The organism is Sphingomonas sp. M1-B02, from assembly GCF_026167525.1.
GTDB lineage: Bacteria > Pseudomonadota > Alphaproteobacteria > Sphingomonadales > Sphingomonadaceae > Sphingomonas.
Window position 1 is genome coordinate 3,147,282 of record NZ_CP110679.1, and the last position, 15,584, is coordinate 3,162,865.

15 protein-coding genes are annotated in these 15,584 nt (G+C 66.8%); 12 read left to right on the forward strand and 3 right to left on the reverse strand.

What is annotated here, in order from left to right:
* Positions 1 to 58 precede the first annotated feature (58 nt).
* The 7 genes from OKW87_RS15145 to OKW87_RS15175 all read left to right on the forward strand — a co-directional run bounded on the left by OKW87_RS15145 (position 59) and on the right by OKW87_RS15175 (position 6,669).
* Positions 59 to 340, forward strand: a complete 282-nt coding sequence (locus OKW87_RS15145; protein WP_265540741.1) for a hypothetical protein — start codon at positions 59 to 61, stop codon at positions 338 to 340.
* A 249-nt stretch (positions 341 to 589) separates the two neighbouring features.
* Complete coding sequence (locus OKW87_RS15150; protein ID WP_265540742.1) at positions 590 to 1,051, forward strand: (2Fe-2S)-binding protein; 462 nt, start codon at positions 590 to 592, stop codon at positions 1,049 to 1,051.
* 5 nt (positions 1,052 to 1,056) lie between these two features.
* On the forward strand, positions 1,057 to 3,207 hold the full coding sequence (locus tag OKW87_RS15155; RefSeq protein ID WP_265540743.1) for a xanthine dehydrogenase family protein molybdopterin-binding subunit: 2,151 nt from the start codon (positions 1,057 to 1,059) through the stop codon (positions 3,205 to 3,207).
* The gene (locus tag OKW87_RS15160) at positions 3,204 to 3,824 is read left to right on the forward strand and encodes an Isoquinoline 1-oxidoreductase subunit (protein ID WP_265540744.1); all 621 of its coding nucleotides are present in this window, start codon (positions 3,204 to 3,206) and stop codon (positions 3,822 to 3,824) included. The genes OKW87_RS15155 and OKW87_RS15160 overlap by 4 nt, the downstream gene beginning before the upstream one ends.
* 75 nt (positions 3,825 to 3,899) lie before the next feature.
* Positions 3,900 to 5,327, forward strand: coding sequence for an amino acid permease (locus OKW87_RS15165; protein ID WP_265540745.1), 1,428 nt, complete (start codon positions 3,900 to 3,902; stop codon positions 5,325 to 5,327).
* On the forward strand, positions 5,324 to 6,187 hold the full coding sequence (locus tag OKW87_RS15170; protein ID WP_265540746.1) for an S-methyl-5'-thioadenosine phosphorylase: 864 nt from the start codon (positions 5,324 to 5,326) through the stop codon (positions 6,185 to 6,187). Before OKW87_RS15165 ends, OKW87_RS15170 begins: the two co-directional genes overlap by 4 nt.
* Positions 6,187 to 6,669: an FKBP-type peptidyl-prolyl cis-trans isomerase gene (locus OKW87_RS15175; protein WP_265540747.1), complete on the forward strand. Its 483-nt coding sequence runs from the start codon at positions 6,187 to 6,189 to the stop codon at positions 6,667 to 6,669. The genes OKW87_RS15170 and OKW87_RS15175 overlap by 1 nt, the downstream gene beginning before the upstream one ends.
* Positions 6,670 to 6,812: 143 nt before the next feature.
* Here OKW87_RS15175 and acnA read toward each other — a convergent pair whose 3' ends face one another.
* Positions 6,813 to 9,482, reverse strand: coding sequence for an aconitate hydratase AcnA (acnA, locus tag OKW87_RS15180; RefSeq protein ID WP_265540748.1), 2,670 nt, complete (start codon positions 9,480 to 9,482; stop codon positions 6,813 to 6,815).
* 463 nt (positions 9,483 to 9,945) lie between these two features.
* Between acnA and OKW87_RS15185 the strand changes: the two genes are divergently transcribed.
* The 3 genes from OKW87_RS15185 (at position 9,946) to OKW87_RS15195 (ending at position 12,882) form a co-directional block, all read left to right on the forward strand.
* The gene (locus OKW87_RS15185; RefSeq protein ID WP_265540749.1) at positions 9,946 to 11,034 is read left to right on the forward strand and encodes a hypothetical protein; all 1,089 of its coding nucleotides are present in this window, start codon (positions 9,946 to 9,948) and stop codon (positions 11,032 to 11,034) included.
* Between the two features lie 50 nt (positions 11,035 to 11,084).
* The gene (locus OKW87_RS15190; RefSeq protein ID WP_265540750.1) at positions 11,085 to 11,609 is read left to right on the forward strand and encodes a superoxide dismutase family protein; all 525 of its coding nucleotides are present in this window, start codon (positions 11,085 to 11,087) and stop codon (positions 11,607 to 11,609) included.
* Between the two features lie 148 nt (positions 11,610 to 11,757).
* Entirely contained in the window at positions 11,758 to 12,882 is a 1,125-nt protein-coding gene (locus OKW87_RS15195) for a metallophosphoesterase (protein ID WP_265540751.1), read from the forward strand.
* Here the strand turns inward: OKW87_RS15195 and OKW87_RS15200 are convergent.
* The gene (locus OKW87_RS15200) at positions 12,863 to 13,432 is read right to left on the reverse strand and encodes a cytochrome b (RefSeq protein ID WP_265540752.1); all 570 of its coding nucleotides are present in this window, start codon (positions 13,430 to 13,432) and stop codon (positions 12,863 to 12,865) included. The two genes, OKW87_RS15195 and OKW87_RS15200, sit on opposite strands and share 20 nt — an antisense overlap.
* 242 nt (positions 13,433 to 13,674) lie before the next feature.
* The gene (gene thpR, locus OKW87_RS15205; RefSeq protein ID WP_265540753.1) at positions 13,675 to 14,211 is read right to left on the reverse strand and encodes an RNA 2',3'-cyclic phosphodiesterase; all 537 of its coding nucleotides are present in this window, start codon (positions 14,209 to 14,211) and stop codon (positions 13,675 to 13,677) included.
* 123 nt (positions 14,212 to 14,334) lie between these two features.
* Between thpR and OKW87_RS15210 the strand changes: the two genes are divergently transcribed.
* Positions 14,335 to 15,099: a Bax inhibitor-1/YccA family protein gene (locus tag OKW87_RS15210; RefSeq protein WP_265540754.1), complete on the forward strand. Its 765-nt coding sequence runs from the start codon at positions 14,335 to 14,337 to the stop codon at positions 15,097 to 15,099.
* Between the two features lie 136 nt (positions 15,100 to 15,235).
* Entirely contained in the window at positions 15,236 to 15,580 is a 345-nt protein-coding gene (locus OKW87_RS15215) for a hypothetical protein (RefSeq protein ID WP_265540755.1), read from the forward strand.
* Positions 15,581 to 15,584: the final 4 nt, after the last annotated feature.

The following is a 15,584-nucleotide window of genomic DNA, read 5'->3' on the forward strand; positions in this document are numbered from 1 at the left end:
GCGCCGGCGGCCGAGAGACGCGCAGCGCTCCCGCCTGATTTTCAGATCGGCCAAAGCGATGAACGATGTAACTTCCGACGCCGCGTTGATCGCGGCGGCCACCCCCTCTCCCGAGCCCGACGCGCACGGCCAGGCCGCGCTGCTCCTGGCGGAAAGCATCCTCCACGCACTCGTCGAGGCCAAGGTCTTTTCGTTGGAAGTCGCCCGTTCGGTGATCGCGACGACCTGCGAAGTGAAGATCGAGATCGCGGAGCAGACCGGTGAATCCAACTTTCGGATGCAGGAGTCGCTGGCATTGCTCCGCGCGATTTCGGCCACCTTCGCGGTCGAGACCGACTGAGGGCATCGGGACCATCGCGCTCGAGTGCTGGAGGGAACTGGCTGCCATTGCTTGATAGTGCCCGAGGATTTGCTGGTGCGATCTGCTGGTCCTGGCACGGGGAGCCCGCCGATCGCGTTCGCTTGCATGCCCGATCGCCGAAGCGGTTAGCCGATAATCGAACCGCGACTATCTGTACCGACCGGTAGATTCCTACTTCCCTCACGCCGCTCGCCCGCTAGAAGAGGGTTCGCGCCGCGGAGGGAAAACATGGCCACCGATTTCACCTTGAACGGAAAGACCACGTCCTTCGACGGCGATCCGGAGACGCCCTTGCTGTGGGTGCTGCGCGATCATCTGGGGCTGACGGGGACAAAATATGGCTGCGGGATCGCCCAGTGCGGCGCCTGCACCGTGCATCTGGAGGGCAAGAACCGGCGATCCTGCGTGACCCCGGTGAGCATGGTTGCGGGCAAGGCGGTCACGACGATCGAAGGGGTGGCGGGCAAGACCGCCGAGGCGGTGCAGCAGGCCTGGGTCGCGATCGACGTGCCGCAATGCGGTTTCTGCCAATCGGGGCAGGTGATGTCGGCGATCGGGCTGCTCGCGGCCAAGAAGCGGCCGAGCGACGCGGATATCGATCGGGCGATGGCGGGCAATATCTGCCGCTGCGCCACCTATGTCCGCATCCGCCAGGCGATCCACGACGCCGCCAAGAAGATGGAGGCTTGAGCGCCATGAACGCACTGACCCCCTCGCGCCGCGGCTTCCTCCAATCCTCGGGACTCGTGCTCGGGCTGACGCTGCCGATCGGCGCGCGCGCCGCCGCCAGCGCCCCTGCCGCCCCGGCGGCACCGTTCGCGCCCAATGCCTTCGTGCGGGTGAGCCCGGACAATCTGGTGACGATCGTCATCAAGCATGTCGAATTCGGCCAGGGTCCCGCGACCGGCCTGGCGACGATCGCCGCCGACGAAATGGATGCCGACTGGAGCCAGGTCCGCGTCGAAATGGCGCCTGCGAACGACCCGCTCTACAAGAATCTCGCCTTCGGGACGATGGGGACCGGGGGCTCCTCGGCAATCTCGAACAGCTGGATGCAGATGCGCAACGCGGGCGCTTCGGCGCGGGCGATGCTGGTCGAGGCTGCGGCGAAGCGCTGGGGCGTGGCGCCGGCATCGGTGAAGGTCTCGAAGGGCGTGGTATCCAGCGGCGGGCGCAAGGCGAGCTTCGGCGAGCTGGCGGCGGACGCGGCGCTGCTGAAGGCCCCCGAGAAGCCCGTGCTCAAGACGCCGGCGCAGTGGACCCTGATCGGCACCGACGTGCCCAAGGTGGACAGCGTCGGCAAGACGATGGGCACGACGATGTTCACGATGGACGTCCAGCGGCCGGGGATGGTCCACACGGCGATCCTGCACGCGCCGGCCTTCGGGGGCACGGCCACCAAGGTGATCGACAGCGCGGCGCTGGCGGTGCCGGGGGTGCTGGCGGTGCACCAGGTGCCCCAGGGCGTGATCGTCTATGCCAAGGACGGCTATGCCGCGATGAAGGGCCGGGCCGCGCTGGACGTGACATGGGATCTCTCCAAGGCCGAGAAGCGCTCGAGCGAGCAACTCTACAAGGTCTTTGCCGAAGCGGCGAAAGCGCCGGGCAAGGAAGTCGAGAAGAATGGCGACGTCGCCGCGGCGCTGGCGGGCTCGGCGAAGACGCACGAAGCGCTGTATCTCTTCCCCTATCTCGCGCACGCACCCATGGAGCCGCTCGACGCCGTGATCGCGATGGACGGCGACATGCTCGACGTGTGGATGGGCAGCCAGTTCCAGGTCGGCGAACTGAGCGCGATCTGCGCGACGCTTGGCGTGCCGATCGCCAAGGCACGGCTGCACGAGCAATATGCCGGCGGCAGTTTCGGCCGGCGCGCCACGCCGGCGATGGAATTCGCGATCGAGGCGGCCAGCGCTTTCAAGGCCTATGGCGGAAAGACTCCGGTTAAGCATGTCTGGAGCCGCGAGAATGACATTCGCGGCGGGCGCTATCGGCCGCTGACGGTCCACCGGCTGCGCGGCGGGATCGACGGCGCGGGCAATATCAGCGCCTGGGACCAGGTCGTCGCGTCGCAATCCTTCTTCAAGGGCACCGCGATGGAGCCGATGGGGATGAAGGACGGCATCGACGGGACAATGACCGAGGGCGCGGCGGAGGGCAGCTACAAGTTTCCCGCGCATCGCGTCGGCCAGCACATCCTGGAGGCCGGCGTGCCGACCTTGTGGTGGCGATCGGTGGGGCACACGCACACGGCCTATGCGGTGGAAACCTTCGTCGACGAATTGCTCGCCCTGGGCGGCAAGGACCTGATCGAGGGGCGGATCGCGCTGATGAAGGACGATCGCGAGAAGGTGGTGCTGCGGCGCGTCGCCGAGCTGGCCAATTGGGGCGGCAAGGTGCCCGCGGGCCGCGCACGCGGGGTGGCGGTGCACAAGAGCTTCAATAGCTATGTCGCGCAGATCGCCGAGGTTTCGAAGGGGCCGGACGGGCTGCCGAAGGTGCATAAGGTCTGGTGCGCGGTGGATTGCGGCATCCCGATCAATCCCAATGTGATCCGCGCGCAGATGGAGGGCGGGATCGGCTACGGCCTGGGCCATGCGCTCTATTCGGAGCTGGTGCTGGGCGAGGGCGGCGGCGTCGCGCAGGGCAATTTCGACAGCTATCGCTCGCTGCGGATCGGCGAGATGCCGGCAGTGGAGGTGGCGATCATCCAGTCGGATGCGGACCCGACCGGGGTCGGCGAGCCGGGGTTGCCGCCTACCGCGCCCGCGGTGGCCAACGCCTGGCGCAAGCTCACCGGCAAGGCGGTGCGGAGACTTCCGTTCGCGCATGGAGACAATGCATGAAGGGGGGCCTGATCGCGCTCGGCGCCGCGACGCTCGCGCTGACCTTCGGGATCGCCAGCCAGGCGCGCGAGCAGAAGGTGGAGGGATTGAAGCCCGTCGTCGCCTTCGCGTCGATCGCCGACAGGAATGCGCGCTCGACCGCGATCTTCGAGGAGATGGGCAAGGTCATCCAGCACCCGCGCTGCGTGAACTGCCACCCGCGCACCGATCGGCCGCTGCAGGGCGATGCGCAGGTGCCGCACGTCACGCCGGTGACGCGCGGGCCCGAGGGCAAGGGCGCGCCGGGGCTTGAATGCGCGACCTGCCACGGGCCGCGCAACGTCGCCTTCGCCAATGGCACTGGCAGCATTCCCGGGCATCCCGAATGGCATCTCGCGCCGATCGAGATGGCGTGGGAGGGCAAGACGCTCGCGCAGATCTGCGCGCAGATCAAGGATCGCAAGCGCAACGGCGGCAAATCGCTGGAGCAGCTGATCGAGCATAATGCGCATGATTCGCTGGTCGGCTGGGGCTGGAACCCGGGACCGGGGCGGCAGCCCGCGCCGGGTACGCAGGCCGAGTTCGGGGAATTGACCCGTGCCTGGGTGGCCAGCGGGGCGGCTTGTCCTAAGGGCTGACGCGGTTTCGTTGGGCGGTTGACGCGTCCCTCGCGGCGCAGCATCACCCTCGCCACAGCAAACGGGGACGATCGCATGGCCAGCCTTTTCCGCCGCAAGACGATATTGGCGGAGGCGGACCGTCCGCTCGAACATCGGCTGCAGCGGACCCTTTCCTGGCCGCACCTCGTGGCACTGGGCGTCGGCGCGATCGTGGGCACCGGAATCCTCACGCTGATCGGCGTGGGCGCCGATCGGGCGGGGCCGGCGGTCATCCTGTCCTTCGTGGTGGCCGGGCTGATCTGCGCCTGCGCCGCGCTGGCTTATGCCGAGATGGCGACGATGATCCCGGCGTCGGGCAGCGCCTATACCTATAGCTATGTCGTGCTGGGGGAGATCATCGCCTGGGTGGTCGGCTGGAGCCTGCTTGCCGAATATACGCTGGTGGTGGCGACCGTGGCAGTGGGCTGGTCGGGCTATTCGGTCGGGTTCCTGGAGGGGCTGGGGGTCAATCTGCCCGCGGCGCTGACGCATGGGCCGGTGATGGCGGGCTGGCAGGTGGTCGAATGGGGCGTGAATTTGCCGGCGCTGTTCATCGTCGGGGTGGTGACCGCATTGCTGATCGTCGGCACGCGCGAGAGTGCCACGATCAACGCGGTGCTGGTGGTGGTCAAGCTGATCGCATTGGCGGTGTTCGTCGCGGTGGCGCTACCCTATTTCGACGGCGCCAATCTGGAGCCGTTCGCGCCGTTCGGCTTTTCCAAGCAGATGTCGGGCGACGGAGTCGAGCGCGGGGTGATGGCGGCGGCGGCGATCATCTTCTTCGCTTTCTATGGCTTCGACGCGATCTCGACCGCGGCCGAGGAGGCGAAGAATCCGGGGCGCGATCTGGCGATCGGGATCGTGGGTTCGATGCTGGTCTGCGTGGTGATCTACATGGTCGTGGCGGTCGTCGCGGTGGGGGCGCTGAGCTATACGCGCTTCGCCGACAGCCCCGAGCCGCTGGCGCTGATCCTGCGCGGGATCGGCCAGCCGGGGGCGGCGACCTTCCTGGCGGCGTCGGCGGTGATCGCGCTGCCGACGGTGATCCTGGCGTTCCTCTATGGCCAGAGCCGGATCTTCTTCGTGATGGCGCGCGATCATATGCTGCCCGAAAGCCTGGCGCGGGTCTCCAGCCGTGGGACGCCGGTGCGGATCACTTTGTTCACCGCGGGGGTGGTGACCTTCTTTGCGGCCTTTTTCCCGATCGACCAGATCGCGGCGCTCGCCAATGCGGGCACGCTGACCGCGTTCGCGGCGGTGGGCATCTGCGTGCTGGTGATGCGGCGGCGCGCGCCGCAGGCGGTACGGCCGTTCCGCACGCCGGCGGTGTGGGTGGTCGGGCTGGGGGCGGTGTTCGGCTGCCTCTATCTGTTCCTGAGCCTGCCGACGCAGACGCAGTTGCTGTTCGGGGCGTGGAACGTGATCGGGCTAGCGCTCTATTTCGCCTATTCGCGGCGCAATGTGGACAGGTCGCTCGCATGAGCGGCTGGACGATCGGGATCATCGGCGGTTCGGGGCTGTACGATGTCGACGGGGTCGAGGACGGCGCCTGGGTGGATGTGGCGAGCCCGTGGGGCGAGCCGTCCGACGCGCTGTTTCGCGGGCGCGTGGGGCATGTCCGCGTGGTGTTCCTGCCGCGGCACGGGCGGGGGCATCGGATCAGCCCGTCGGAGCTCAATGCGCGCGCCAATATCGACGTGTTGAAGCGGGTGGGGGTGACGGACGTGCTGGCGATCTCGTCGGTGGGATCGCTGGCCGAGGCGCGACCGCCGGGGAGCTTCACGATCGTCGACCAGTTCATCGATCGGACGAAGGGCCGGCCTTCGAGCTTCTATGGCAGCGGCATGGTCGCGCATGTCTCGATGGCCGATCCGGTCTGCCCGCGATTGTCCGCGCTGGCGGCGGAGGCGGCCAAGGCGGCGGGGGCGCAGACGCATGTCGGCGGGACCTATCTGGCGATGGAGGGGCCGCAATTCTCGACACGCGCGGAGAGCGAGCTCTATCGGCAATGGGGTTGCGACGTGATCGGGATGACGGCGATGCCCGAGGCCAAGCTCGCGCGCGAGGCCGAGCTGCCTTATGCGCTGGTGGGGATGATTACCGATTATGATTGCTGGCGCGAGGGCGAGGATGCCGTGGACGTCGCGCAGGTGATCCAGCAGCTCTCGGCCAATGCCGTGAAGGCGCGAGCGCTGGTGATGCACCTGTTGCGCAGCCTACCGGTGGAACGTCCGCCCTCGCCAATCGACACGTGCCTCGATACGGCGCTTATCACTGCGCCGCATGCTCGCGATCCGGAGCTGCTGGCGAAACTGGACGCCGTTGCTGGAAGGGCTTTGTGATGCGTTGGATTGTTCGAACCCTTGCCGCGCTCGGCATCGTCGCGGGAACCTATGTCGCCGCGCAGACGGTGTCGCAGCCCTCGCAGGATGCCGCCTGGCACAACAAGCAGTCGCTGGCGCTGGCGAGCCTGAAGCCCAGCGACGGCTGGGGGGCGCTGGAAGGCGGGCTGCGCTATCGGCGAATCAAGGGCGACGGCAGCGGCCGGCACCCGACCGTCGCCGACACGGTGACGCTCCATTATGCGGGCTCTCTGACCGACGGGACCGAGTTCGACAGCAGCTATGCCCGCGGCGAACCGGCGACCTTTCCGCTGGGGGCGCTGATCCCGGCCTGGCAGCTGGCGGTGCCGCAGATGGGGGTGGGCGACGTGATCGAGATCGCGGTGCCGGCCGACCTGGGATATGGGCCCGAGGGCAAGGGGGAGATACCCGGCGGGGCGACCTTGCTGTTCAAGATCGAGTTGTTGGGGATAGAGGGGTAAATTCCCTCTCCCGTTGGGAGAGGGAGGGAGCCGACGTAGTCGGCGGAAGGGTGAGGGCAGCGATTCCCGTTAACCTTTCCTCACCCTTCCCACCGCTTCGCGGCGGGCCCCTTCCCTCTCCCAAAGGGAGAGGGAGTTGAAGCCTAAGCCGCCAAGTTTCGCAGCACGTACTGCAAAATCCCGCCGTGCAGGAAATATTCCAGCTCGTTGACGGTATCGATCCGGCACCGCGTCATGAAGGTCTCGACCGAGCCGTCCTCGCGCGTCAGCGTCACTTCGACGTCCTGGCGCGGGCGGATGCTCGCCACGTCCTTGATCGTGTAGAGATCGCTGCCCTTTAGCTTGAGCGTCTCGCGGGTGCAGCCCTCGGCGAACTGGAGCGGCAGGACGCCCATGCCAACCAGGTTCGAGCGGTGGATGCGCTCGAAGCTCTCGGTGATGACGGCGCGGACGCCGAGCAGGTTGGTGCCCTTGGCCGCCCAGTCGCGGCTCGAGCCGGTGCCATATTCCTTGCCGGCGATCACGACGAGCGGGGTGCCGTCGCGCTTGTGGCGCATCGCCGCGTCGTAGATCGGCATAACCTGGCCGGCGAAGCGCGTCATGCCGCCTTCGACGCCGGGGACCATCTCGTTCTTGATGCGGATGTTGGCGAAGGTGCCGCGCATCATGATCTCATGGTTGCCGCGGCGCGCGCCGTAGCTGTTGAAGTCCTTCCGGTTGACCTGATGGTCCTGGAGGTAGCTGCCGGCCGGTGAATCGGCCTTGATGCTGCCTGCGGGCGAGATGTGATCGGTGGTGATCGAATCGCCGAGGATCGCGAGCGGCTTGGCGTCGATGATGTCCTGCACCGGGGCCGGGGTCATCGACATGCCTTCGAAATAAGGCGGGTTGGCGATGTAGGTCGAGCCGGCGCGCCAGTTATAGGTGTCCGAACCCTCGACGGTGATCGCGCTCCAATGCGCGTCGCCCTGATAGACGTTGCCATAGCGGGCGCGGAACATCTGATCATCGATATTGGCGGCCATCAGCGAAGCGATCTCGCTGTTCGAGGGCCAGATGTCCTTGAGGTAGACCGGGCCGTTGGTGCCTTCGCCGATCGGGGTCTCATACATGTCCTGCGTCACGGTGCCCTTCAGCGCATAAGCGACGACAAGCGGGGGCGAGGCGAGGAAGTTGGCGCGCACGTCGGGCGAGACGCGACCCTCGAAGTTGCGGTTGCCCGAGAGGACCGAGGCGGCGACGATGTCGCCCGAATTGATCGCGGCGCTGATCGGCTCGGCGAGCGGACCCGAATTGCCGATGCAGGTGGTGCAGCCATAGCCGACCAGGTTGAAGCCGATCGCGTCGAGATCCTCGCTCAGGCCCGCCTTGTTGAGATAGTCGGTGACGACCTGGCTGCCGGGGGCAAGCGAAGTCTTGACCCAGGGCTTGCGGTTCAGCCCCAGCGCGCGCGCTTTCCGCGCGACGAGGCCGGCGGCGATCAGCACCGAGGGGTTCGACGTGTTGGTGCAGCTGGTGATCGCGGCGATCACGACGTCGCCGTCGCCGATGTCATGCTCGGCGCCCTCGACCGGCACGCGAACCGCGCCATCCTTGTGATAGACCTTGCTCAGATCGGCATTGAACACTTCGTCGACCACGTCGAGGCTGACGCGATCCTGCGGGCGCTTGGGGCCGGCGAGGCTGGGCTTGACGCTCGACATGTCGAGCTCGAGGCTGTCGGTGAAGATCGGATCGGCGAGCGAGGCATCATACCACATGCCCTGCGCCTTGGCGTAGGCCTCGACCAAGGCGATCGTCTCGTCGGGGCGGCCGGTGAGCCGCATATAATCCATCGTCTTGTCGTCGATCGGGAAGAAGCCGCAGGTCGCGCCATATTCGGGCGCCATGTTGGCGATCGTCGCGCGATCGGCGAGCGTCATCGCGCCCAGGCCGGGGCCGTAAAATTCGACGAAGCGGCCGACGACGCCCTTCGCGCGCAGCATCTGGGTGACGGTGAGGACGAGATCGGTGGCGGTGATGCCCTCGGCCAGCGAGCCGGTAAGCTTGAAACCGACGACTTCGGGGATCAGCATCGAGACCGGCTGGCCGAGCATCGCCGCTTCCGCCTCGATCCCGCCGACGCCCCAGCCGAGCACGCCCAGGCCATTGACCATCGTGGTGTGGCTATCGGTGCCGACCAGCGTGTCCGGGTAGGCGATCATGCTGCCGTCGGGCGCCTGCGACGACCAGACCGACTTCGCGATATATTCGAGGTTCACCTGGTGGCAGATGCCGGTGCCGGGGGGGACGACCTGGAAATTGTCGAGCGCCTTCGAGCCCCACTTCAGGAATTCGTAGCGCTCGAGATTGCGCTCATATTCGAGCTCGACATTCTGGCCGAACGATTGCGGGGTTCCGAACTCATCGACCATCACCGAGTGATCGATGACGAGATGGACAGGAACCTGCGGATTGATCTTGGCCGCGTCGCCGCCGAGTTTGGTGATCGCATCGCGCATCGCCGCCAGATCGACCACGCAGGGCACGCCGGTGAAATCCTGCATCAGTACGCGCGCCGGGCGATACTGGATCTCGCGGTTCGAACGCGCGTCCTTCTGCCAGTCGACGATCGCCTGGGCATCGTCCTTAGTGACCGTCTTGCCGTCTTCGAAGCGGAGCATATTCTCGAGCAGCACCTTCATCGAGAAGGGCAGGCGGCTGATGTCGCCGAGCTTCTTCGCGGCCTTGGGCAGCGAATAATAGCTGTAGGTGGCGGTGCCGACGGTGAGCGTGTCACGCGTTCCGAGGCTGTCCTTGCCGATGGCGGTCATGGCGGGTGGGTCCTTCCCTTGGGTCTGTCCGGCCCGGCGCGCTTCGGAGGTCGCGGGGGACGGGCCCCCACGCAGGCGCACCGGTGTGCTGCGAATGCGAAGATTCGCGAGGGCCTTAGCAAGGGGGAGGGGTGGGGGGAAGGGTGTGGTTCGAGCGGCGCTGTTCGACGCGATGCGCGCGAATGGATAGCCGCCCCGGTAGATTGCTGTCCGGGTCCGGGGCGACTGGGCGGGGCTCTAGACCGGCGAGTATGAACATCCCGCAACCCACCCACAGAGCAGGCGAAATTTCTTTGATGGGATTCGAGGGGAACCGCGAGGCCCTCCCCTCGTTGCCAGCCCGTTCCGCAAGGGATAGCCGGAGCGTCCGGTGCTCTCGTCCAGTTTTCCTGCGCTCCGGCTTCACCTTCCCCATCGTCGGCATTACAGCTCCGGAGCTTGGCGCCCAAAGGGGGAGTGCGCGATGCGCGGGACGTGGATGGCGGCGGCGGCTTTGCTGCTCGCAGTGGCGGCGCAGATGCCGGCGCGGGCGCAAACGCTCGCGGAGATCGCTGCGAGCTGTCGCAAGGTTGGCGACGTCGCCAGCCGCGAAGGCGTGCCCCAATTCCTGACGATCGCGCCCGAATCAGCGGCGCGGCTGGCCCAGATCGGGCTCGACCGCCCGGCGATCTTCGCGCGGATGGCGGAGACCTCGATTCCCGAGACGATGGGCTGCTGGGCGATGCCGGTGGGCAATTTCGACAGTCAGCTCGTCTCGGTGGGCATGAGCCAGTGGAATTACGGGACCGGGAGCCTGCAGCCGGTGCTGAAGGCATGGCGCGACGGATTCCGATCGGGGCGCAAGTTTCGGCGCGAGCGCACGCGGCTGGCGCCCGTCTACGGCAAATTGCTGTTCTCGAAGGACTGCATGAAGGTGCCGGTGCGCGAAAAGTGCCGCGCCGCAATTCTGGCGGCGCATGGGCCGGACGGGAAGCTGAACCCGGTGATGCTGGCGGAGCTCACCGCGCTGTTCGAGAGCGACCGGATGCTGCAGGTGCAGACCGACCATTATGTCGCCCTGCTCGAGGCGGTGCGCGGCGATCTGATGCGCGTGTTCGCCGGGCAGGCGATCACGATGCGCAAGGTGCGCTGGGCGATAGATACCAAGGTGCAGCAGGGCTTCTTTCCGCTGGACGAGGATCTGGCGCGGCTGCGCGCGAAGCTCGCCGCGATGCCCGAGGCCGAGCGCTGGCCGCGGCTGCGCGCGATTCTCGCCTGGTATCGGGGGCTGAGCGAGACGATCGACCAGGACGGGGTGGGGCGCGATTATGCTTGGAACGTCGCGCAGTGGAATTGCCTGATCGACGCCGGGCGAGTCGATTCAGAGCAGTATGAGATGCTCCATCTGACCCATCTGCGCAGCCGCACTGCAGTGGGCAATAGCGGGCGCTGGCAGGCGCTGACCTTCTCGCGCCGGGCGAAGATCATCCTCGACGTCGGCAGTGTGAGCGGCAAGCGCGACGGAGCGTGCCTTGCCGACAGCCTTGGAACCGTGCGCGCGCCCGGCCATTAGGCTAGGACATGGATTTTGGCGGGAGACGATAGATGGTTGGATCGCAATGGGTGGCAGTATCCGCGGCGGCTTCGTTGGTGCTGGCGATCGGCGGCTGCACCAGCCCCGAGAAGAATGCCCGCTACATGGCAGGGAATTTCCGCGCCCAGGCGGCGCTGAAGACCGTGGATGGCAAGGACGCCGGCACCGCGATCGCCGAGGAGATTGACGGTTCGCTGCGCGTGATGGTCGAGGCGCGCGGACTGCCCAAGGGGCCGCACGGCACGCATGTCCACGCGGTCGGCAAGTGCGAGGCGCCGGGCTTCACCACCGCCGGGCCGCACTGGAACCCGACCGGGCATCAGCACGGCAAGGAAAACCCCGCCGGCCCGCATGCCGGCGACATGCCCAACCTCAACGTCGGCGACGATGGCAATGATCGCACGATCTTCACGCTGCCGGGCGGAACCTTCGCCGGGCTGCTCGACCAGGACGGCGCAGCGCTGGTGATCCATGCCGACGCGGACGATTACAAGACGGATCCCTCGGGCAATTCGGGCGGACGGATCGCCTGCGGCGTTTTCCAGGCGATGTGATTCAGGGGGGCTTCGGCCCCCCTTCTGCTACAGGCTTTTGCCGGCGGTGTCCGTTCCCGACGGATGCCTCCCGCCCGGGGCACGAGGTTAGGGGCTTGCGAACAGGCCGGCGTGCGCGCAGGCGGCAGGCCCCAGGAGACCCATATCCGTGCACTTCATCTTCGCGACCCCCGCGTTGCTCGTCATCATACGCTGGTTGCTGCCCTTGTCGCTGCCGCTCTGGGTAAAGGGCGCGGTGGCGCTGCTGCTGCTGGGCGCCTCGCAATATCATCTGTGGAGCAAGCTATCGTCGGGATCGGTATTTGCACCCGAATTCCCGCGGGCGATCGTTATCCTGTTCAACTGGGCGTTCGGCGCGCTGGTGCTGCTCGCGGTGCTGCAGATCCTGCTCGATCTGGGGACGCTGGCGGTGATGGCGGCGCGGCAGCGCGCGATCGGGGCGCCCGACACGGTACGTTATGCCGCAGCCGCGATCGCGGCGCTGCTGGCGGCGGTGGGGGTTGCCGGGGCGCTGCGGGTCCCGCCGCTCAGGGATGTCGAGGTCGCAATTCCCGGTTTGCCGCCGCAATATGACGGCTATCGGCTGCTGCAGCTGACCGACCTGCATATCAGCAAGCTCTACCCAGAGGCCTGGACGCGGCAGGTGGTCGATGCGGCGAACGCCTCGGCGGTCGACCTTATCGTCGTGACCGGCGACTTCATCGATGGGTCGGTGGCGATGCGGCGCGACGATGTCGAGCCGCTACGCGATCTGCGCGCGCCCGATGGGGTGTATGCAATTCCCGGCAACCACGAATATTTCTTTGACTATCCGGCCTGGATGGCGCGGCTTTCGGACATGGGCATTCGCATGCTGCCCAACGCGCATGCCGTGCTGGCGCGCGACGGCGGGCGGCTGGTGCTGGCGGGGGTGACCGACCTTTCGGCGCCGCAGCATGGCCAGGCGGGGCCGGACCTTCACGTCGCGCTGGCCGGAGCGCCTGGCGGCGTACCGATCGTGCTGCTCGACCATCAGCCGCGAAACGCCGCGAAGGCGGCGGCGCGCGGGGTGGCGCTGCAGCTCTCGGGGCACACCCATGGCGGGATGGTCATCGGGCTCGACCGGCTGGTCGCGCGCGGCAATGGCGGGTTCGTATCGGGGCGTTACGCGGTCGGGGGAATGACCCTCTATGTCAGCAACGGCACTGCGCTGTGGCCCGGTTTCGCGCTGCGCCTCGGCCGCCCGTCCGAGCTGACCCGGATCACGCTCCGGGCTAGCCGCGCAACCCCGTGAAGGGCGGCATGCGCCGCGCCAGGGGCCCCTTGTCGATAAGCAGATGTTTGAGCACTGCGGCGACGTGGAGCGCGACGAGCGCGTAGGTGATCTTCACCAGCAGGACATGGGCGTCCTCGAACGTGTCATGCCCTTCGCGCGGCAGCCCGGGGAGAAAGGGGAAGCTGAGCCCGCCGACGAGCGGGGTCGTGCTGCTCGCCAGCGCGCCCGATCCGGTGGAGATATAGGCCCAGCCAGTCAGCGGCAGGCCGATCAGGATGACGTAGAATGCGATATGGTTCGCACGCGCCGCTATCCGTTCCCAGCTCTTCATCTCGGCCGGCAAAGGCGGCGGCGGGTTCATCAACCGCCAGCCCAGCCGGGCGAGGCTCAGGATCAGGATGACGAAGCCGAGCGTCTTGTGCCAATCGAACCAGAGCCCGCGCGCCGGGCCGCGCTCCATGTCGCCGAAGGTCCAGCCGACATAGATCTGGGCGAACAGCAGAAGCGCGATGCCCCAGTGGAAGGCAGCGGCGACGGCGCCGTAGTGGTTGCGATGGATCTGCGCCATGTTCGTCTCCCGCTGGATCGGAAGAGCCTAGCTCCGGGCCGGCGGGATGCCAGAAAAATCGCGGATTGTCGGCTAGGCGAAGTCGCCCAGCTTTGCGGCTTCGTCCTCGGCTTCGACTTCATGCGGGTCGGCACCGGTCTCCGGCTCGGGGGTTGCAGGCGTGTCTTCGGTGGTTTCGGGATCGGACATGGGTCACTCCTCTGCATCACTAACGCGCCGGATGCCGAAACGGACGCGTGGGTTCAGGCCCGCAACGGGTAGCGCTCTACTGCGTCATACGTTGCGCCCTCGCGGCCGAGATGGCTTTCGAACAGGAGGAAATGATCGAGCGCGAAGAGCGCGCTGGCGAGACCCGCCTGGGCTTCGAGGAAGCCGCTGGTCGCGGCTGCGGCGGCATTCATCCTGGCGAGAGTGATGTGGGGCAGATAGGCGCGGCCCTCGGGCGGCAGGCCGCAGCGGACGAGCGCCTGATCGATCTTGTGGTGGAGCCCGGCCAATGCCTCGTGCGGCCGGACCCCGGCCCACAGCGCATTGGGCCGACCCCGGCTGTCGAACTGGCCCACCCCCGCCAGCGCAACCTCTAGCGGGGGGAAGCGGACGTTGCCGAGTGCGATCGCGATGTCCTCGGCAAGCGGCCGCTCAACTTCGCCGATGAAACGCAGGGTGATGTGGAGCTGTTCGTCGCTTTGCCACCGCGCGCCGGGGACGCCGCCCATCGTCGCGAGCAGTTGCTCCCGGATCGAGTGGGGCGGGCGGAGGCCGACGAAGAGACGGTGCATGGTACGCTCCAGAGCGGGCGGTGAGTCATCCTCAAGGATAGGGTCGCCGGTTTCGCTTGAAAATGGCGGCTGCGGAGACGATATTCCAGCTATCCGGCGATATGCCGGGCAAAGGAGTTCAACATGGCAAACTGGTCGGATCCCCGGACGAGCGCCGCACCCTATGCGACGTCGGGCACGCGCACGGACGCGTACGACGCGGGGCTCAGGTCCTATATGCTGTCGGTCTACAACTATATGCTCTCGGGCGTGTTGCTGACCGCGATCATCGCATTGGTGGTGTCGCAGACATCGCTGATCGAATATCTGTTCACCGTGCAGCAGACCTCGCGCGGCGCCACGCTTGGCCCGTCGATGCTCGGCTGGGTGGTGATGCTCTCGCCGCTGGCGATCGTGCTGGTGATGAGCTTCGGGCAGGCACGCCTTTCGACGAGCACGCTGCAGATGCTGTTCTGGGCCTATGCCGGCCTGCTCGGCGCTTCGCTCTCGACGATCTTCCTGCAATATAGCGGCACCTCGATCGCGCAGGTCTTCTTCGGCACGGCGGCGGGCTTTGGCGCGCTGAGCCTCTATGGCTATACGACCAAGAAGGATCTGTCGGGCTTCGGCACGTTCCTGATCATGGGTCTGGTCGGGCTGATCGTCGCGTCGATCGTCAACCTGTTCCTGCAGTCGGGCGTGATGAGCCTGGTGATCAGCGTGCTCGGCGTGCTGATCTTCGCGGGGCTCACCGCCTATGACACGCAGAAGATCAAGAGCATGTATGCCTATGTCGGCGGGACCGACATGCAGGGCAAGGCCGTGATCATGGGTGCGCTGACGCTCTATCTCGACTTCATCAACATGTTCCTGTTCCTGCTTCGCCTTTTCGGCAGCGCGCGCGACTAAGCGCGGCGACAGGATGCGATTTGCGGCCCGGCGGAGAAATTCGCCGGGCCGTTTCTTTTGACGGTGCCCCCGCAGGCCGGGAACGCGAAAGCGGGGGCGTTCGTTACAGCTAAGCAACGCTCAGGAGAGTGACAATATGACTTCGAACCCGATCGACCCGGCCATGGACAGAATGTCGGTGGCGCCGGGGCCCGAGAGCAGCGAAACCGCGACGCGCGGCCCAGTCAACTCGGCCGACGCCGGCACCGACAAGTCGATCGTCGAGCGGCTCGAGCGCAATCCCGAAAGCAAGGAAGCACGGCTCGACCGCGCGCTCGATGAGTCGATGGACGCGTCGGACCCGCCCGCCTCTACCCAGCCGATCCACAATCATGAACCGCCGGCCTCCTCGGGCTATGACCCCAAGGCCGAGCAGAAACTCGCCAAGGGCGAGTCGCAAGGTGTGGTCGGCAAATTGCTGTCTAAGATCGGCCTCGGCTGAACGA